Origin of the sequence: Micromonospora sp. NPDC005707, assembly GCF_040631005.1 — a bacterium.
In the GTDB taxonomy this organism is placed as follows: domain Bacteria; phylum Actinomycetota; class Actinomycetes; order Mycobacteriales; family Micromonosporaceae; genus Micromonospora.
In genome coordinates, this window is record NZ_JBEXYR010000003.1 from 330431 (window position 1) to 348515 (window position 18085).

The 18085-nt window shown below is 73.4% G+C and carries 16 protein-coding genes and 1 pseudogene; 4 read left to right on the plus strand and 13 right to left on the minus strand.

Annotated features, from left to right (window positions below; all coding sequences use genetic code 11):
* Window positions 1-23 precede the first annotated feature (23 nt).
* Together ABZ452_RS06740 and ABZ452_RS06745 are read right to left on the minus strand one after the other, a co-directional pair.
* Window positions 24-1256, minus strand: a complete 1233-nt coding sequence (locus ABZ452_RS06740) for a hypothetical protein (RefSeq protein ID WP_357939670.1) — start codon at window positions 1254-1256, stop codon at window positions 24-26.
* Window positions 1257-1317: 61 nt separating this feature from the next.
* A complete protein-coding gene (locus ABZ452_RS06745) occupies window positions 1318-3129 on the minus strand; it encodes a DUF2079 domain-containing protein (RefSeq protein ID WP_357939672.1) in 1812 nt (603 codons plus the stop codon).
* A 187-nt stretch (window positions 3130-3316) separates the two neighbouring features.
* On the opposite strand from ABZ452_RS06745, the gene ABZ452_RS06750 reads away from it, so the two are divergent.
* Window positions 3317-4534, plus strand: coding sequence for a PHB depolymerase family esterase (locus ABZ452_RS06750; protein WP_357939674.1), 1218 nt, complete (start codon window positions 3317-3319; stop codon window positions 4532-4534).
* 25 nt (window positions 4535-4559) lie between these two features.
* On the opposite strand, the gene ABZ452_RS06755 is transcribed toward ABZ452_RS06750, so the two are convergent.
* The 3 genes from ABZ452_RS06755 to ABZ452_RS06765 form a co-directional block, all read right to left on the minus strand.
* Window positions 4560-5459, minus strand: a complete 900-nt coding sequence (locus ABZ452_RS06755; RefSeq protein WP_357939676.1) for a TIGR01777 family oxidoreductase — start codon at window positions 5457-5459, stop codon at window positions 4560-4562.
* 116 nt (window positions 5460-5575) lie between these two features.
* Window positions 5576-6082: a DinB family protein gene (locus tag ABZ452_RS06760; protein WP_357939678.1), complete on the minus strand. Its 507-nt coding sequence runs from the start codon at window positions 6080-6082 to the stop codon at window positions 5576-5578.
* Window positions 6083-6131: 49 nt separating this feature from the next.
* Window positions 6132-6917, minus strand: a complete 786-nt coding sequence (locus ABZ452_RS06765) for an alpha/beta hydrolase (protein ID WP_357939680.1) — start codon at window positions 6915-6917, stop codon at window positions 6132-6134.
* Window positions 6918-6989: 72 nt separating this feature from the next.
* On the opposite strand from ABZ452_RS06765, the gene ABZ452_RS06770 reads away from it, so the two are divergent.
* Window positions 6990-7514 (plus strand): PadR family transcriptional regulator, encoded by a 525-nt coding sequence (locus ABZ452_RS06770; protein ID WP_357939682.1) that lies wholly within the window; start codon window positions 6990-6992, stop codon window positions 7512-7514.
* A gap of 23 nt (window positions 7515-7537) precedes the next feature.
* On the opposite strand, the gene ABZ452_RS06775 is transcribed toward ABZ452_RS06770, so the two are convergent.
* From ABZ452_RS06775 to ABZ452_RS06795, 5 genes and pseudogenes are all read right to left on the minus strand, one after another.
* On the minus strand, window positions 7538-8461 hold the full coding sequence (locus ABZ452_RS06775; RefSeq protein WP_357939684.1) for an LLM class flavin-dependent oxidoreductase: 924 nt from the start codon (window positions 8459-8461) through the stop codon (window positions 7538-7540).
* Window positions 8462-8548: 87 nt separating this feature from the next.
* The gene (locus tag ABZ452_RS06780; protein ID WP_357939686.1) at window positions 8549-9442 is read right to left on the minus strand and encodes an oxidoreductase; all 894 of its coding nucleotides are present in this window, start codon (window positions 9440-9442) and stop codon (window positions 8549-8551) included.
* Entirely contained in the window at window positions 9439-9954 is a 516-nt protein-coding gene (locus ABZ452_RS06785) for a hemerythrin domain-containing protein (RefSeq protein WP_357939688.1), read from the minus strand. Before ABZ452_RS06785 ends, ABZ452_RS06780 begins: the two co-directional genes overlap by 4 nt.
* A 166-nt stretch (window positions 9955-10120) precedes the next feature.
* Window positions 10121-10591 carry a low temperature requirement protein A gene (locus ABZ452_RS06790; RefSeq protein ID WP_357939690.1) on the minus strand — a complete coding sequence of 157 codons (471 nt, stop codon included), beginning with the start codon at window positions 10589-10591 and terminating at the stop codon, window positions 10121-10123.
* Between the two features lie 73 nt (window positions 10592-10664).
* Window positions 10665-11453 (minus strand): annotated as a pseudogene (locus tag ABZ452_RS06795) (low temperature requirement protein A); the annotation flags it as partial.
* 139 nt (window positions 11454-11592) lie between these two features.
* Here ABZ452_RS06795 and ABZ452_RS06800 point away from each other — a divergent pair.
* Window positions 11593-12540 carry an SDR family NAD(P)-dependent oxidoreductase gene (locus ABZ452_RS06800; protein WP_357939692.1) on the plus strand — a complete coding sequence of 316 codons (948 nt, stop codon included), beginning with the start codon at window positions 11593-11595 and terminating at the stop codon, window positions 12538-12540.
* Between the two features lie 60 nt (window positions 12541-12600).
* Here ABZ452_RS06800 and sucB read toward each other — a convergent pair whose 3' ends face one another.
* Window positions 12601-14403, minus strand: a complete 1803-nt coding sequence (sucB, locus tag ABZ452_RS06805) for a 2-oxoglutarate dehydrogenase, E2 component, dihydrolipoamide succinyltransferase (protein WP_357939694.1) — start codon at window positions 14401-14403, stop codon at window positions 12601-12603.
* Between the two features lie 66 nt (window positions 14404-14469).
* Window positions 14470-15861 carry a dihydrolipoyl dehydrogenase gene (lpdA, locus tag ABZ452_RS06810; protein ID WP_357939696.1) on the minus strand — a complete coding sequence of 464 codons (1392 nt, stop codon included), beginning with the start codon at window positions 15859-15861 and terminating at the stop codon, window positions 14470-14472.
* A gap of 178 nt (window positions 15862-16039) precedes the next feature.
* On the opposite strand from lpdA, the gene ABZ452_RS06815 reads away from it, so the two are divergent.
* Window positions 16040-16369: a hypothetical protein gene (locus ABZ452_RS06815; RefSeq protein WP_357939698.1), complete on the plus strand. Its 330-nt coding sequence runs from the start codon at window positions 16040-16042 to the stop codon at window positions 16367-16369.
* Between the two features lie 64 nt (window positions 16370-16433).
* Here ABZ452_RS06815 and ABZ452_RS06820 read toward each other — a convergent pair whose 3' ends face one another.
* Window positions 16434-18002, minus strand: coding sequence for a leucyl aminopeptidase (locus ABZ452_RS06820; RefSeq protein ID WP_357939700.1), 1569 nt, complete (start codon window positions 18000-18002; stop codon window positions 16434-16436).
* Window positions 18003-18085: the final 83 nt, after the last annotated feature.

The window sequence follows — 18085 nt, forward strand, 5'->3', positions numbered from 1 at the left end:
CAGCCTAGTCGTGCCCGGCGGCGTCAGGCCGGTGAGGCTCGTCGCTCCCGGCGGCGGCGCAGAGCGCGTGCGAGCAGGACGGCGAGCAGCAGAGCCGGTAGGGCGACCACCGGGTAGAGCCACCACGGAGCCGCCCACGGGGAGGGCCGGGGGGCGGAGCCGGCGAAGACGGCGTCGGCCAGCCGGTCCGCCGGCACGTCGAAGCCCGAGACGCCCGGGGGCCCCGTCACCAGCACCTGCTCACGGCCGCCCGCCGCCACGGCGACGAGCGACGCGTGCCGGTCCTGGAGGGTCGTCTCCCGCGACAGCCGGTTCAGCACCGCTTCGCCGTTTCGCCAACCGACCAGCTCCGTCGCCCAGCCAGCGACCGGGACGGGGGTGCCGAGCGGTTGACCGGTCGCGGCGTCGAGGAACTCGAGCCGCCAGGACCGGGCGGCCGCCTCCTCGAGGGTGCAGGCGGGGCCGGCGCAGCCGTCGAAGGCGAGCAGCGCGATCCGCGCGCCGTCGGGGCTCCAGGCGCCCCGCCCGGCGAGCAGGTGGCGTTCGTCGAGGTCGCGCTGCCAACGCACACCGCCCCCGGCCGCATCGGTGACCGTCAGCCGCTGCCGCTCGACCGCCGGATCCGTCGGACCGGCGACCACGATCAGGCTGCCGTCCGGTGACCAGGCCCCGGTGGTGTGACTGGCGAACGTGTCGGCCGCGAGCACCCGCTCCGCCCCGTCGTACGGGTCGACCACGAGCAGGTCGTCCGGTTTCGCGGGGTCGTTGAGCTGCTGGTTGTCCGGTCCGTACGTGATCACCGCGTCGTCGTTGTCCCGCGTGCCGAGCAGCGTCCTGCCGTCCGGCGACCAGGCCAGCGCCCGGATGCCCGGCCGGTGGGTGCGGTCTTCCGCACCGGTGGTCAGGTCGACCAGCACCCCTCGGTGGGGCCGCACATAGTGCCGCCCGTCCGGAGAGAGCAGCCCGTGATCTTCACCGACCTGCAGCGGAATCAGTCGGTAGGCGCCGTCGCGCCCCACCAGCACGCCGGTCGACTCGAAGTAGCGGGTGTTCGAGGTGAAGAAGACCACCGAGGCCGGACCGGCGGGACGCTGGCCGACCGTCGCCTGCCAGAGCCACGGGTCGTAGACCCGGCCCGGCGCCGGGTCGGAAGCGGCCGCCGCGGCGAACGAGCCGGCAGCCAGTGCCGCGATGGCGACGGTCGACAGGGCTGCGGCGCGCAGCGCGGCCCGTCGGCTGATCCGGAGGAACCTCATCCGCACCATTAGACGCCGTCGTCCGGCTTCCGGTGACCCCGTGCCGGCCCGGGCCGACAGGTCAGGCCGGCGGCACCCGCCAGACCCAGACGTCCTCGACCCGTTCGGGCGGGCCGAGCAGGGCCGTGGCCGTACGCCGCACGGCTTCCTCGTCGACGTCGAACTTCGCCCCGTGCACCCGGTCGGCCAGCACGACCGTCTCGACCCCCCAGTAGTGCAGGTCCGCCCGGGACTCGCGGATGCTGCCCTCGGTGATGATCGGCACGAGCCCGGTCCGCCCGGCCTGGTCGACCAGCGCGCTGAAGGTGCGCGGGACCGGCCCGATCCGGCCCCGGCCGTCCGGTCCGCCCGGGCCGAGGAAGAAGCCGGCCGGGATGCGGAACTCGCCCTGCCGGTGCGCCAGGGCGTACGCCTGCCAGCGTTGGCCGTCCGGATAGAGGTCCACGGTGAGCGGCAGCGGGGTGAGCACCCCGCCGGGGGAGACGTAGCGCTGCCAGGCGCCGCTGGTGATGAACGCCGGGATCGGCTCTCGGACGCTGGTCAGCAGCGGGGTGGGCAGCAGCGGCAGCAGCGCGGCGGCGAAGCCGATGGCCCAGGCCAGCTGGCTCGAGCGGTGCCGGGGCGGCCGGGCGCGCAGCGAGTCGACCGCGTACGCCAGCAGCAGGCCGATCACCGGCGCCACCACCAGGGCGAGCCGGGAGGGCAGCGCGGCGTTGACCACCGGCAGGTTGTCCAGCACCCCGAACGGCAGCAGTTGGTCGGTGCGCCGGCCGTTCCACTTGGCCGTGGGGCCCCAGGAGAGCACCGCGAAGACCAGCGCGGTCACGCCGAGCGCCGTGAGCGTGGCCCGGAAGGCCCGGTCGGCGCGCCGCCGGAGCAGGACGAAGCAGGCCACGGCGAGCAGCAGCAGCGGGATGCCGAAGAAGGAGTTCTCCTCGGTCGGGTTCGGCGCGAGCGAGGTGCCCAGCCCGGCCCAGCCGGCCAGCGACCGCCGGGGGTACGACCCGTACGCGGCGATGTCCTCGGAGTGGATGAGCGGGTCGAAGCCGGTGCCGTGGAACCGCTGCGGCCCGGCGAAGTGCAGCCACAGCGGGTACGCCAGCAGCACCCCGGAGACGAGCGCGGTCACGCCGAGCCCGCGCAGGAAGGTCGGCAGGGCGGCCCGGGCCTCGGCCCGGCGGGCCGGGTGCAGGGCCCACACCAGCAGGAACAGGGCGAGCGCGAGTGCCGTGAAGAAGAGCCCCTCGGCGGCGATCGAGAAGGCGAGCGCCACCAGCAGGCCGAGCACGACGCCGCCGGTGATCGCGCGGCCGGGGCGGCGCAGCCGGAGCACGCCCCAGACGAGCAGCGGCACCAGCCAGCCGGCGGTCCAGTTCAGGTGCGCGTTGGCGTGCGACACCATGGCCGGGCAGTAGGCGATGAAGAGGGCGCCCACCCCGGCGGCCAGCCGGCTGGCGACCAGGTGCCGGCTGAGCAGCCAGTACCAGGCCACCGCGGTGGCGGCGAGGTTGAGCGTGAGGATCACCAGGAACGTCGCCGGCGGTCCGACGAGGTACGTCAGCGGCGCGAAGACCACCGCGTACGCGGTGATCGAGGTGTTGACCGCCAGGTTCACCCCGTCCGGGACGTTGATCAGGTGGGTGAAGAACGGGTTCTCCCCGTGGGTCACCGCGTGCCCGCCGAAGGCCAGCAACCACTCGAAGAGGGCCTGGTCGCTGGAGTTGACGGTGATCATGCGGGTGTTCGGGTCCCACCACATCCCGCTGGTCACCCAGAGGGCAAGGGCCACCGCGGCAAGCAGAAGCAGCAGGTCGGCGCGCCGGTTCCGGAAGGTGGTCGACGGGCCGGTGGCCAGGGACGGGGAGGACGGCACGCAGCGGACGTTACCAACCGGAACTGGACACGCCGGTCAGACACGGAACCTGGGGCGCGCCCGCACCCGCACACTTCGGCGTTCGTGAATGTGTGAGCGGCGGCCATTCCGGGAGCGTGAAACAGGGACGTAACGTCGCGGCAACTCGAAGGTGACCCAGTTCACAATTCGCCGTCAGGAGGTCGCCGTGCGCCGCTCCTCATCCCTTCTCACCCGCCTGGCCGGGGTGGCAGCCGGGGTCGTGCTCGCCGCGGCCGCGGTCCTCGTCGCCGCGCTGCCCGCGCAGGCCGCCACCCTCTCCCAGGTCACCGGCTTCGGCTCGAACCCCGGCAACCTGGCCATGTACGCCTACCGCCCGGACGGCCTGCCCGCCAACGCCCCGGCCGTGGTGCTGCTGCACGGCTGCACCCAGAACGCCTCGACCTACTTCACCAACTCCGGCTGGCAGAAGTACGCCGACCAGTGGAAGTTCGCGCTGATCGTGCCGCAGCAACCCTCGGCCAACAACGCCAACTCCTGCTTCAACTGGTTCGAGACCGGGGACACCGCCCGGGGCCAGGGCGAGGCGCTGTCGGTCAAGCAGATGGTGGACTACGCGAAGTCCACCTACGGCACCGACGGGAGCCGGGTCTACGTCAGCGGGCTGTCGGGCGGCGGGGCGATGAGCGCCGTCATGCTCGCCACCTACCCGGACACGTTCGCCGCCGGGTCGGTGATCGCCGGTATCCCCTACCGCTGCGCCACCAGCATGGTCAATGCGTTCACCTGCATGAACCCGGGCGTCGACAAGACGCCGGCGCAGTGGGGCGACCTGGTCCGCAACGCCTACGCCGGCTACACCGGCAAGCGCCCCCGGGTGGCCATCTGGCACGGCACCTCGGACACCACGGTCGCCCCGCTGAACGCCACCGAGTCCCGGGACCAGTGGACCAACGTGCTGGGCGTGTCGCAGACCCCGACCAGCACCGCCTCGCTGCCGGCCGGCACGAGCCTGGAGGTCTACGGCAGCGACCAGGTGCGGCTCTACCGGGTCTCCGGCATGGGCCACGGCACCCCGGTCGACCCGGGCTCGGCGACCGAGCAGTGCGGCACCGCCGGGGCGTACTTCCTCGACACCATCTGCTCGACCTACCGCGACGCGCTCTTCTTCGGCCTGAACGGCGGGGGCGGCACGCCCAGCCCGACGCCGACGGCGACCGCGTCACCGACCCCGAGCCCGACCCCGACCACCGCGCCGGTCTGCGTCACCGCGAGCAACTACGCGCACGTCACGGCCGGCCGCGCCTACCAGTCCGGCGGCTACGCCTACGCCCTGGGCAGCAACCAGCGAATGGGCCTCTACAACACCTTCTACACCAGCACCCTCAAGCAGACCGGCCCCGCCTACTGGGTCATCGGCTGCTGACCGCGTCGGCGCCGCCCTCGCCGGCTCAGTCGGTGAGGGCGGCGTGCAGCGCGCCCGGCAGGTCCGGGTGGGTCCAGGCGAAGCCCGCCCTGCCCAGCACGCCGGGCAGGACCCGGGCGCTGGTGAGCGCCTCGTGGGCGAAGCCGCCCAGGGCGACCTTCAGGGCCAGCGCCGGGATCGGCATGATCGCCGGCCGGTGCAGTTGGCGGGCCAGCTCCCGGGTGAACTCGGCGTTCGTGACCGGGGCCGGACCCACCACGTTGACCGGACCGGCGACGTCTTCGCGGGCCAGCAGGAAGGTCAACGCGTCCAGCCAGTCCCGCATCGAGATCCACGGCAGCCACTGCCGGCCGTTGCCCAGCTTGCCGCCGACCCCCAGCCGGAACGGCAGGAGCTGCGGCTTGAGCATGCCGCCGTCGCGGTGCAGCGGCAGCCCGGTGCGCAGCCGCACCACCCGGGTCCCGGCGTCCTCGGCCGGGCGGGTGGCGGCCTCCCACACCCGGCAGACGTCGGCCAGGAAGCCCTCGCCGGCCGGCGAGTCCTCCTCGACCGTCCGGTCGCCGGTGTTGCCGTACCAGCCGACGGCCGAGGCGTTGAGCAGCACCGCCGGCCGGTCGACGGCGGGCAGCCCCGCGATGGTGATCGCCAGCGTGGTGGTGCTGTCCACCCGGCTGGACCGGATCAACCCCTTGTACGCGTCGTCCCAGCGCTTGTCGCCCACCCCGGCGCCGGCCAGGTTCACCACCGCGTCGGCGTCGGCCACGACCTGCGGGTCGAGCTGCGCGGCGGACGGATTCCACCGCCGCTCGTCAGGGGTGCGCGGCGCGCGGCGGACCAGGCGGGTGACCTGGTGCCCGTCCGCGGTGAGTCGGTCGACCAGTCGGGTGCCGAGGAAGCCGGACACTCCGGCCATGAGGATCCGCATGCGCATATCTTCGGGTACGGACGCCGGCCCGGATGCGTTGAGCGAAATCACTCACTCGTCGTTCCCGACTCCTGCCCGCTGACCTACCGACCTGACTCCCGTGAGTGATTCGCGATTCACTCCCCGGTCCGGCCGTCGATCGCCTCACGCAGGATGTCGGCGTGCCCGAGGTGGCGGGCGTACTCGTCGGTCATGTGCGCGAGGATCCAGCGCAGGGAGACCGTGCTTCCGGTGCCCGGGTGGCGACCGACCGCGTCCAGCGGGCGCTCGGCGGTGAGCTGCCGCGAGGTGGCCACCTCCGCCCGCCAGAGCGCGAAGGTCTCCGCGCCGGTGGCCCCGGCCACGTCGGTGAACGGGGCGTCCGGGTCGTCGGTGAGGTCGAAGAGGTCGCCGGGGAAGGCGTCGGCGAGCACCGCCTGGAAGTACCACCGCTCCACGGTGGCCAGGTGCCGGACCAGGCCGATCAGGGACAGGCCGGACGAGGGCACCGGCCGCAGCCGCAGTTGCGCGTCGGTGAGCCCGGCGCACTTGCGGACCAGGGCGTCCCGCTGGAAGTCCAGGAAGGTCTCGAGCAACGTCCGTTCGTCCACGGTGGCCGGCAACATGAATCGTTCATCGATCATCGTTCGCATCGTACAGGCGTTCGACGCCTGGTGGTGGACCCCGGCCCGGTCAACCCGGATGGCCGGCCAGTGCGGCCGTCACGGCCAGGGCGAACCGCGCCGGGTTGTCGACCATGATGTTGTGGCCGCAGTCCGGAATCGCCACCGCGGCGACACCCGCGGCCGCCAGGCGGTCCGCGTCGAACCGCGGCCCGTCGGCCGCCGGATACAGCACCGTGCACGGCGCGGCGAGCCGCTCCATCTCCTCGCGCACGCCCGGGGTCGTGCCGCGGAGCAGGCTCATCGCCGTGCGGTAGAGCGCCTCCCTGCCGGCCAGGCGCATGGTGGCCGCCCACTCCGGCCCGACGAATGCCATCGTCTCGTCCCAGCCGTGGTCCAGGAACTCCTGCTCGGTGTGGTAGACGCCGATGCCCGAGCTGCCCGGCCGCTTCGTCGTCGGCAACGTCTCCAGCGCGTCGAGGGCGGGGTCGACGAGCACGAGCCGGCGTACCAGCCCGGGGTGGCGCGCCGCCAGCAGGACCGCGACGGCGCCGCCCGCACTGTGCGCGATCACGTCGGCGTCCTTCACCGCCGCCTGGTCCAGCGCGTGGGCCAGCAGGTCCGCGTGCATGTCCAGGGTGTACGCCACGTGCGCCGGCCGGTCGCTGATCCCGAAGCCCAGCAGGTCCATGAGCAGCGAGCGGTGCCCGGTCAGGGCGGGATGTGCGATGGCCTCGGTGTAGTAGGGCGCGGAGCTGGCGCCGAGTCCGTGCAGGTAGACGCGGGCGGGTTCGGTGCCGGGGATCTCGACCCAGCGAATGCGGGAGCCGTCCGGGGTCACGCTGGCGCTATGCATAGCGCAGAAGATACCTTGCTACCGAGGTATCAAAGCAAGAGGGTATCTCGACAGGAAGGTATGATCTGGATCATGTTGGAGCTCGCGACCCTCGGATTCCTCTATGACGAACGGCTGCACGGCTATGACCTGCGTAAACGCATCGCCGCCCTGACCGGGCACGTGCGCCCGATCGCCGACGGCACCCTCTACCCGCTGCTCAAACGCATGGAGGCGGCCGGACTGCTGACCCGTGAGCTCCAGCCCGGCCAGGTGGCGGCGCCGCGACACGTGCTCTCGCTGACCGCCACCGGCCGCCAGGCCCTGCTCGACCGGCTCCGCGAGCCCGACGAACTGTTCGTCACGGACGAGAACCGCTGGTTCACCCTGCTCGCGTTCCTGCGGCACCTCGACGACCCGGCAGCCCAGGCGGCGGTCCTGCGGCGGCGCCTGACATTCCTCACCCAGCCGGCCAGCTTCTTCTGGGACGGCGACCGGCCGATGCGCGCCGCCGACTTCGACGACCCGTTCCGGCAGGGGCTGTTCACGATCGCGACGGCAACGTCGCGTACCGAGCTGAAATGGCTGCGGGAGACCCTCGCGGATCTCGACGGCTGAGCGCCTCGACGAGCCGGAGTCGGTCAGGCGACGGCGGTCAGGCGGGGCAGCAGCGGGGCCAGCTGGTCGACGCCGTCGGGGCGTACCACGAAGCGGGTGATCCCCCAGCGGCGCCGGTGCTCCGCGACGGCAGCGACGATCTCGTCGGCCGTGCCGATCAGCGCGAACGGGGTGGCGAGCAGGTCGGCGGCCGTCAGCCCGGTCTCGGCGGCGATCGGGGCGGCGGCGGCCTCCGCGTCGTCGGTCACGGTCACCTGCTGGACCAGGGCCTCCAGCGCGGGCGGCGCGTCCCGGCCGGCCGCGCCGGCCGCCACGAGCGCGAGCTGCGCCTCGATCTGGTCGGCCCGCCACCGCACGTCGTGGTTGTGGCCGTCGGCGAGGGTACGCCCGAAGCCGGTCAGGCCGACCACGTCGGCGTGCGCGCCGGCCCAGCGCAGCAGCGTCGAGTTGGCCGTACCCATGGTGAGCGGGACCCGGGCCTGCACCGGCCGCAGCTCGGTGAGCCGGGCGCCCCGGGCGGCCAGCTCGGCGGTGTCCACGGTGACCTCGTTCCCGGCCAGCAGGTCACGGACGGCCTCGGCGACCGCGACGCAGCGGCGGACCCGGGCGGCGACGTCGGGGCGCTCGCGCCCGACGGCCCGCCACTCGGCCGGCGTGTGCCCGGCGCCGAGACCGAGCCGGGCCCGGCCGCCGGACACCACGTCGAGGGTGGCCACGTCGGTGGCGAGCAGGATCGGCTCCCGCACGCCGGCGTTCGACACGTACGAGCCGAGGCCGAGCGTCGACGTCACCGCCGCCGCGGCGGCGAGCGCCACGAACGGCGACGCGCCGTGACCCGGGTGGTCGGCGGCCAGCAGCGCGTCGAAGCCGGCGGCCTCGACCCGCCGGGCCAGGCCGGTCCAGCCGGCCGCGTCGGTGGGCCGGGCCTGCACGGAAAAGATCACCATCGGCCCAGCATCCCCGGCGTACGCCCGCCCCGGCCAGCCCGGACCCGCCGATTCTGCTGACCGGCGAATCCGGGCCCGACCATGGCGTCAGCCGGCGGTCTCGTGCACCGCGTCGAGGCGGGACAGGTCGTCGTCGGTGAGCCGCAGCGCGCCGGCCGCGACGTTCTGCTCCAGGTGCGCCGGGTTGCCGGTGCCGGGGATGGCGAGCACGTTCGGGCTCCGGTGCAGCGTCCAGGCCAACCGGACCTGGGCCGGAGTCACCCCGTGCGCCCGGGCCACCGCGCGCACCTCGTCGTGCTCCACGCCGCTCGCGCCGGCCTCGCGGCCGCTGGTGGCGAGGGCGAAGAACGGCACGAACGCGGTCCCGTGCGCGGCGCAGTCCCGGATCAGCGCGTCGTTGCTCAGGCGGTAGCCGAGGCTCCACGAGTTCTGTACGCAGACCACGGGGGCGATCGTGCGCGCCTCGGCGATCTGGTGCGGCTTCACGGCGGAGACGCCGAGGTGCCGGATCAGGCCGGCGTCGCGCAGCTCGGCGAGCGCGCCGAAGTGCTCGGCCAGCGGCTCCGGGCCGTACACCCGGAGGTTGACCACGTCGAGGTGGTCCCGGCCGAGCTGGCGCAGGTTCTCCTCGACCTGGCCGCGGAGCTGGTCCGGCCGGGCCATCGGCAGCCACGCACCGGACGGATCCTTGCCCGGCCCGACCTTGGTGACGATGACCAGATCCTCCGGGTACGGCGACAGCGCCCGGTTGATCAGTTCGTTGGCCGAGCGCAGCGGCGAGAAGTAGAACGCCGCGGTGTCGATGTGGTTGACGCCCAGCTCGACCGCGCGGCGCAGCACCGTCACCGCCCGGTCCCGGTCGCTGGGGCTGCCGTCCGCGTTCGCGGTCAGCCGCATCGCGCCGAAGCCGATCCGGTTGACCGTGCGGTCGCCGAGCTGCCAGGTGCCCGCCGCGGCGGCGTCGACGGTGTCGATGGTCATGCGGTCTCCGTCCGTTCGAAAGGGTCCCCGTTGCCGGGTGGCGTGATGCCGAGCAGTTCCACGGGGTCGCCGCCGAGCCGGTTCAACGCGGCGACGATCTTCCGCTCCTCGTAGCCGAAGTGCGACTCCAGCAGCGCCGCCAGCCCGTCCAGCTCGGCCCGGACGCTCCGGCCGTCGCCCGCCTCGGCGAGCAGGGCGTCGATCCGGCGCAGCAGATCGGCGACGATCCGGTGGTCCGCGCTCAGCTCGGCGAGCACGGGGCGCAGCTCGGGCGCCTGCTCGGCCAGGGCCTGGAACGCGCCGCCGTCCTCACCGGTGTGGTGCCGGTCGAGGGCGGCGCAGAAACCGGCGCAGTGCGCGCGCAGCTCCCGGGTGAGGGCGACGCTGCCGCCGTCGGGGGTGTCGAGGCTCGCGCGGAGCCGGGCCAGCTCCTCGCGGAGCCAGTGGTGGATCTCGATCAACTGGGTGCCGAGGGCGGTCAGCCGCCCGCTCGGTGGGTGGGATGGGTGCACATGGTTCCCTGCTGTCCCGCGCCTCCGTGCCCACGGCGGCCTTCGTGCCGGATGCACCGCGACGCTGCCGGGAGTCTACGCGCCACCGGGTCACCCGTGGTGGTCGTGGCCGCCCACCGCAGGTGCGCTCGCGCCGCCGGGCTGCGCCGCCGGGTCCGCGGCGGGCTCACTCGCCCTCGTCGCGCTCGTGCGGCTCGTGCCAGCGCGCCCGATAGGCCGCCTCGTGGGCCTCGTGGCTGGTGCGTTCCTCGAAGACCAGGCCCCGCAGCGCCCGCCGGCCCTCGTCGAAGACGACCACCTCGGCGGCCACCATGCCGATGGTGATCGCGGTCAGCAGCGCCAGGGCGGCCAGCGCGGGCAGGTGTGCGGCCACCGGGATGCTCACGGCGAGCAGCAGCACCGCGGCGACGCGGGTCCAGCTCAGGGTGCGCAGGGTGCGGAACTGGAAGAGCATGTTGCCGCAGATGTAGCAGATCACCCCGCCGAAGAGCAGCGGTACGCCGGGGCCCAGCGCCGGCAGGTGCTGCGGCACGTGCGGGTCGGCGACCTGGTGCACGATCATCTCCGCGCCCAGCGCGAACAGGATGATGCCCGCGATCATCGGCAGGAACAGGTACCCGTAGGCGTCCCGGGCCAATGGCCACGCGGGGGCCGTCCTCGGCGGCGTGCAGGGCGATCCGGGCGGCCGGCCCGACCATGTCGTAGTGCGCCCACCACAGGGCGGCGGTGAAGAAGATGCCGAGCACGGCCGCCGTCACGGCCGGCCAGGTCGGCGGCTGGCCGAGCAGGTTGCTGCCGACGCCCACCGAGATGACCGACTCGCCCAGCGCGATGATGAGGATGAGGTCGTACCGCTCGGTCCAGTGCTCGGCGGACGCGACGCCCCAGCCCCAGGTGCCCGCCACGAGGCCGGTGGAGTACTGGAGCAGCACGACGAAGGCCCACAGCCCGTCCCGGACCGCCGCCGCGGAGAAGAGGTCGTCGATCTTCGGCGGGATCAACGCGGCGACCCCCAACAGCAGGGTGCTGCCCACCAGCTCGGGGGTGAACCGGAGGAGCTGGCGGCGCTCCTTCGGGCTGTCCCGCACCGCGTGCAGGTAGAGCAGCAGGTGCACCCCCCGGATGACGGTGTAGCTGATCGCCGCGACGATCGGTCCGGCCGCGTTGCCGCGCGGGTCCCGGAACGCGTTGGGCAGGGACAGCGCGAAGGTGAACAGGGCCGCCATGCCGACCGTCATGAGGACCGGGACGAAGCCCTCGCCCAGCCGGATCCGGGTGGCCACGATGCTGTGCACCACCCACGACCACCACAGCACGGCGAGGACCAGCAGCGCGTGCAGCAGCGCACCGCCGTTGACCTGGAGCGCGGTGGCCCGGGTGATGATGAAGAACGAGAACACGAAGACCAGGTCGAAGAAGACCTCGAACCGGTCCACCCGGGCCCCGGGCGCCACCGGCACCGCCGGCCCGAGGCGTCCCCGCCACCCGAAGCCGCTCACCGACCGAGTCTGTCAGCGCCGGGTCGGCGGCGGGCCGGATTGCGCCCAGCCCGGGCGGTGGCGCGGGCCGTCCCGCGTTACGTCGCCGCCGCCCTGGGAAGACGCGGGGACCACGGGCCGCCGCCGAGAGGGATGAATCATGACCGCCAGCACACCCGTCAGCACCCCGTTCTCCCGGGAGACCACCGCCCTGGAGGTGGCCCGTGACCTCGACCTGACCGGCCGGCGGGCCGTCGTCACCGGCGGCGCCTCGGGGATCGGCGTCGAGACGGCCCGCGCGCTCGCCGCCGCCGGGGCCGACGTCACCATCGCGGTCCGCAACACGGAGGCCGGCCAGCGCGCCGTCGCCGACATCACGGGCACCACCGGCAACGACCGGGTCCTGGTCGCCCCGCTCGACCTGGCCGACCTCGGCTCGGTGGCCACCTTCGTCCGCACCTGGGACGGGCCGTTGCACATGCTGGTCAACAACGCGGGGATCATGGCCTCGCCCGAGATGCGCACCGAGCAGGGCTGGGAGATGCAGTTCGCGACCAACCACCTCGGGCACTTCGCGCTGGCCACCGGGTTGTACCGGTCCCTGGCCGCCGCGGGCGGCGCGCGGATCGTCTCGGTCAGTTCCTCGGCGCACCTGCGCTCGCCGGTGGTGTTCGACGACATCCACTTCCGCGAGCGGCCGTACGACCCGTGGGCGGCGTACGGGCAGTCCAAGACCGCGAACGTGCTCTTCGCGGTCGACGCCACCCGGCGGTGGGCCGGCGACGGGATCTACACCAACGCGCTCATGCCGGGCGCGATCCGGACCAACCTCCAGCGGTACGTGAGCGACGAGGACCTGGCCCGGCTGCGTGCGGAGAGCGGCGGCGGCGACTCGCCGAGCTGGAAGAACACCGAGCAGGGAGCGGCCACCTCGGTGCTGGTCGCCGCCTCGCCGCTGGTCGCCGGGGTCGGCGGCCGGTACTTCGAGGACTGCCAGGAGGCCGGGCCGAACCAGCCGGGCACCCGCACCGGCTACGCCCCCTACGCGCGGGACCCGGAGGCCGCCGAGCGGCTGTGGGAGGTCTCCGAGGAGCACCTGCGCGGCTGACCCGGAAACGACGAAGGGTCGCGCGGCGTACGCCGCGCGACCCCTCGTGTCGTCAGAGGGTCAGAGCCCCAGCTCGGCCTCGAAGTTGCCGGCCTCCAGCCGCTCCTTGACCGCGACGAGGAAGCGGGCCGCGTCCGCACCGTCGATCAGCCGGTGGTCGTACGACATGGCCAGGTAGACCATCGACCGGACCGCGACGACCTCGCCCAGCTCCGGGTCGTTGACCACGACCGGGCGCTTCACCACGGCGCCGGTGCCGAGCATCGCCGACTGCGGCGACGGCACGATCGGGGTGTCGAAGAGCGCACCCCGGCTGCCGGTGTTGGTCAGCGTGAAGGTCGCGTTGGCGAGCTCGTCCGGGCTGATCTTGTTGGTCCGGGTGCGCTCGGCCAGGTCGGCGACCCGCTTGGCGATCCCGCCCAGGTTGAGGTCACCGGCGTTGTGGATGACCGGCACCAGCAGGCCCCGCTCGGTGTCCACGGCGATGCCGAGGTGCTCCGCGTCCGGGTAGGTGATCGTGCCGCCCTCGAGGTCCAGCTGGGCGTTGACGATCGGGTAGGACTGGAGCGCCTCGACGGCGGCCAGGGCGAAGAACGGCAGGAAGGACAGCTTCACGCCGTGCCGCTGCTGGAAGGAGTCCTTGGCCTGGGCCCGCAGCTTGGCGATCCGGGTGACGTCCACCTCGATCACCGTGGTCAGCTGCGCCATCTCGTGCAGCGACTCGTGCATCCGGTTGGCGATGGCCTTGCGGATCCGCGGCAGCTTCTCGACGGTGCCCCGCTTGTTGCTCGGCTGCGGCTTCGCGGCCGGCTTGGCCGGGGCCGCCGCGGCGGCCGGAGCGGGCTGCGCGGCCGGCGCGGCCTGGGCGGCCTTCGCCTTCTCGGCCGCCTCCAGCACGTCCTGCTTGCGGATGCGCCCGCCGACGCCGGTGCCGTTGACCGAGGAGAGGTTCACCCCGTGCTCGGCGGCCAGCTTGCGGACCAGCGGGGTCACGTAGCCGGCGCCCTCCTCGCCACCGGCCTGGGCCGGCACGGTCGGCCGCTGCGGGGTGGCGGTCGGCGCGGCCGGCTGGGCGGCCTGCTCGACCTTGGCCGGCTGCGCGGCCTGCTCCGCCTCGGCGGCCGGCTCGTTGTACGACATGCCCGGGGTCGGCTCCTCGACCTTGGGCTCCGGCTTGGGCTCCGGCTTCGGCTCGGGCTTCGCCTCGGCCTTGGGCTCGGGCTTCGGCTCCGGCTTCGCCGCCGGCGCGGCGCCGGCCGCGCCCACGATTGCCAGGACGCCGCCGACCTCGGCGGTCTCGTCCTCGGGAACCTTGATCTCCAGCAGCGTGCCGGCGACCGGCGACGGGATCTCGGTGTCGACCTTGTCGGTGGAGACCTCCAGCAGCGGCTCGTCCACCTCGACGGTCTCGCCGACCTGCTTGAGCCAGCGGGTGACCGTACCCTCGGTGACGCTCTCGCCCAGGGCCGGCATCTTCACCGGGGTGCCCTCGCCCGACGGCGCGGCGGCCGGGGCCGGCTCCTCGACGGCCGGCTGCTCCGCCTCGGCCTGCGGCTCGGCGGCGGCCTGCTCGGCCTGCTCCGCCGGGGCCTCCTGCTGCGGGGCGGCCCCGCCGGGCGCCTCGCCCTCACCGGCGATGACCGCCAGCTCGCTGCCGACTTCGGCGGTCTCGTCCTCGCCGACCACGATCCGGCTCAGCACGCCCGCCGCGGGCGACGGGATCTCGGTGTCCACCTTGTCGGTGGACACCTCAAGCAGCGGCTCGTCGACCTCGACGGTGTCGCCCTCCTGCTTGAGCCAGCGCGTGACGGTGCCCTCGGTGACGCTCTCGCCGAGCCGGGGCATGGTGACCGATACCGGCATGTTCTCCAGACTCCTTCATTCCCCTGGTGGGATCATCGCCCGTCGCCGGACGCCGCGGTTGTCGTGTCAGGCGTGCGAGTGCAGCGGCTTGCCGGCCAGGGCCAGGTGCGCCTCGCCCAGGGCCTCGGTCTGGGTCGGGTGGGCGTGCACGAGCTGCGCCACCTCGGCCGGGTAGGCCTCCCAGTTGTAGATGAGCTGCGCCTCGCCGATCAGCTCGCCGACCCGGGCGCCGACCATGTGCACGCCGACCACCGGGCCGTCGTCCACCCGGACCAGCTTCACGTGGCCGGCGGTCTTGAGGATCTGGCTCTTGCCGTTGCCGCCCAGGTTGTAGTTGTAGGTCTTGATCTTGTCGGCGCCGTACTGCTCCTTGGCCTTCGCCTCGGTCAGGCCGACCGACGCCAGCTCCGGGTCGCAGTAGGTGACCCGCGGGATGCCGGCCTCGTCGATCACGGCCGGGTTCTTGCCGGCGATCTCCTCGGCGACGAAGATGCCCTGCTGGAAGCCACGGTGGGCGAGCTGGAGGCCGGGCACGATGTCGCCGACCGCGTAGACGTTCGGCACGCTGGTGCGCAGCCGCTCGTCGGTCAGCACGTAGCCGCGGTCCATCTTGACGCCCTGCTCCTCGTAGCCGAGGTTGGCGGTGTTCGGGCCGCGGCCGACGGCGACCAGCAGCAGCTCCGCCTCGACCGTGTCGCCGCCCTGGATGGTCAGCTTGACGCCGTTCTCGGTCTTCTCGACCTTCTCGAACGGCTTGCCGACCTTGAAGTTGATCTTCCGCTTGCGGAACGCCCGCTCCAGCGCCTTCGAGGACTCCTCGTCCTCGGCCGCGACCAGCCGGGGGAGCGCCTCGACGATGGTCACGTCCACGCCGAAGGACTTCCAGACGCTGGCGAACTCGACGCCGATCACGCCGCCGCCCAGCACGATCGCCGAGGAGGGGACGCGGTCCAGGGTCAGCGCGTGGTCGCTGGTGATGATCCGCTCGCCGTCGACCTCCAGGCCGGGCAGGCTCTTCGCGTACGAGCCGGAGGCCAGGATGAGGTTGCGGCCGGTGTAGCGCTTGCCGTCGACCTCGACGACGTTCTTCCCGACCAGCTTGCCGGCGCCGGCCACGAAGGTGATCTTCTTGGAGCTGCCCACCAGGCCCTGCAGGCCCTTGTAGAGGCGGGAGATCACGCCGTCCTTGTACGAGTTGACCGCCGCCATGTCGATGCCGACCAGCTCGGCCTTGACGCCGAACTGCTCCGACTCGCGGGTCTGGTCGGCGATCTCGGCGGCGTGCAGGAGCGCCTTGGTGGGGATGCAGCCGTTGTGCAGGCAGGTGCCCCCGAGCTTGCCCTTCTCGATCAGGGCGACGGAGAGGTCCAGCTGGGCGGCACGCAGCGCCGCCGCGTAGCCGCCGCTACCACCTCCGAGGATGACGATGTCGAAGGTTGCGTCGTTCGGCTCGCTCACGTCCAACTCCCAGGTCGCGTCGCTGCATTCGGGGGTTACGGGGGAGTAACAGGCACACCCCACCTCGGTCATCTTGTCACCACCGGGGACGGGGCGCGTAGTGAGGTGCCCAACGACACGTCGGTGACACGTACGCTTGGCACCGTCTTCGATGACGACCGGGGGAGGAGTGGGTTCGGTGGGGCTGTTCCGACGACGCAAGCGGGCGGGCGCGGTGAGTCGCGACCGGGTCGCGGACCGCGCCGATCTGGATCATCTTGAGAGCTTCGTCCGCACCCGGCGGGGCGTCGAGGCCTACGTGGAACCTCGGACCACGGTCACCGAAACAACGATCATGCTGATCGCCGGCGACGGCGAGTGGACGCGGCGGCGGGTCGGCGGGCCGGAGGAGGCCCGCCGGTTCGCCCACCGGCTGGCCATCCCGATCTACGACGTCCGGCTCATGGGCTACCCGCAGCGGATGCGCGACTACAACGAGCGCCGCAAGCGCCGCCCCGAGCTGTTCTGATCCGGAGACGCGGACGGGGCGCCCCCCGGCGAGGGGAGCGCCCCGTTGCGGCGCGGCGGAAGCGTCAGCCGTTGGCGGCGACGTCGTCGACCAGGTGCAGCAGGGTGCGCACCGGGACGCCGGTGCCGCCCTTGGTCCAGTAGCCGGTGGCCTCGCCCGAGTGGTAGCCGGGGCCGGCGATGTCGATGTGCGCCCAGGCCACGTCGTCGGTGACGAACTCGCGCAGGAACACACCGCCCTGGAGCATGTGGCCCGCCCGGTCCATGCCGGCGTTGACCTGCGAGATGTCGGCGACCTCAGAGTCCATGCCCTTGCGCACGTCGTCCGGCAGCGGCATCGGCCACGCCGGCTCGCCGGTCGCGTCACCGGCGGTCCGGACCCGCTCGCACAGCTCCGGGGTGCCCATCACGCCGGCGATCCGCTTGCCCAGCGCGATGACCTGGCCGCCGGTCAGCGTCGAGGTCTCGAACAGGTAGTCGGCGCCGTCCTCGCAGGCCCGGGCGATGGCGTCGGCCAGGATCATCCGGCCCTCGGCGTCGGTGTTGAGCACCTCGACCCGCTTGCCGCTGTACATGGTGATCACGTCGCCCGGCCGGTAGCTGGTGCCCGACGGCATGTTCTCCGCCATCGGCAGGTAGCCGGTGACCGCGACCGACGGCTTGAGCGCCGCGACGGCCAGCATGGCCGCGCCGACCGCCGCCGCGCCCGCCATGTCGGACTTCATCTCCCACATGCCCTGGGCCGGCTTGATCGAGATGCCGCCGGTGTCGAAGGTGATGCCCTTGCCGACCAGCGCGACCCGCTTGCCGTTGCCGCCGCCCTCCGGGGTGTAGGTCAGCTTGACCAGCCGCGGCGGGGCCTCGGAGCCCTGGCCGACGGCGAGGATGCCGCCGTAGCCACCGGCGGCGAGCGCCGCCTCGTCGAGCACCTCGACGCCGAGCCCGGCCTCGCGGGCGGCGGCGGCCACGGCCTCCGCGAACGACGGCGGGCGCAGCTCGTTCGGGGCGGTGTTGACCCAGTCCCGGCTGGTCAGCACCGCGCCGGCCACGGCCTGGGCGCGGGTGACCTCGGCCTGGGCGGTCGCGTCGGCGGCGTCCGGCACCGCGACCAGCACCTCGGCCACGGGCTCGCGCCGGGCCGGCTGCGGCTTGGTCTTGTAGCCGGCGAACCGGTAGCCGCCGAGCAGCGCGCCCTCGGTGACCGCGCGGAGCGCGGCCGGGGCGTCGGCGTCGTCGGGCAGCGGCAGGGCGAGCGCGACGCGGGGCGCGCCGGCCAGGGCCCGGACGGCCGCACCGGCCGCCCGGCGGAGGGTCTCCGGGGCCGGTGCGGCGCCGGACGGCTCGGCGCCGAGGCCGACGGCGACGACCACCGGGGCGGTGACCGTGCCCAGCGTGGCCAGCTTGATCACCTCACCGGGGCCGCCGGTGGCGCCGAGCAGGGCCAGCGTCTCGGTCAGCTTGCCGTCGAACGCGGCGGCGATGCTCTCCGCGCCGCTGGCCAGCAGCAGGGCGCCGGCTGGTGAGCCGGCCTCCTGCTCGGTGGTCTGGCTGTGCACGCCGATCACGATCGCGTCGACGGCGAGTTCGGCGGGGTCGGTGTCGACCAGGCTGAGGGTGGTGCGGGGCGATGTCACGAAAGCTACTCCGGGCGGGCCGGGCCGGCCGCGGCGTCGCGTACCGGCGATGAAGGTCTCCGGCGGCGAACCTACCCGCCGGA

Bases quoted from the DNA above. Each gene is read 5' to 3' on its own strand.
- ABZ452_RS06740 (WP_357939670.1), bottom strand. From the start codon at position 1,256: ATGAGGTTCCTCCGGATCAGCCGACGGGCCGCGCTGCGCGCCGCAGCC.
- ABZ452_RS06755 (WP_357939676.1), bottom strand. From the start codon at position 5,459: ATGCGGATCCTCATGGCCGGAGTGTCCGGCTTCCTCGGCACCCGACTG.
- ABZ452_RS06760 (WP_357939678.1), bottom strand. From the start codon at position 6,082: ATGATCGATGAACGATTCATGTTGCCGGCCACCGTGGACGAACGGACG.
- ABZ452_RS06765 (WP_357939680.1), bottom strand. From the start codon at position 6,917: ATGCATAGCGCCAGCGTGACCCCGGACGGCTCCCGCATTCGCTGGGTC.
- ABZ452_RS06770 (WP_357939682.1), top strand. From the start codon at position 6,990: ATGTTGGAGCTCGCGACCCTCGGATTCCTCTATGACGAACGGCTGCAC.
- ABZ452_RS06775 (WP_357939684.1), bottom strand. From the start codon at position 8,461: ATGGTGATCTTTTCCGTGCAGGCCCGGCCCACCGACGCGGCCGGCTGG.
- ABZ452_RS06780 (WP_357939686.1), bottom strand. From the start codon at position 9,442: ATGACCATCGACACCGTCGACGCCGCCGCGGCGGGCACCTGGCAGCTC.
- ABZ452_RS06800 (WP_357939692.1), top strand. From the start codon at position 11,593: ATGACCGCCAGCACACCCGTCAGCACCCCGTTCTCCCGGGAGACCACC.
- sucB (WP_357939694.1), bottom strand. From the start codon at position 14,403: ATGCCGGTATCGGTCACCATGCCCCGGCTCGGCGAGAGCGTCACCGAG.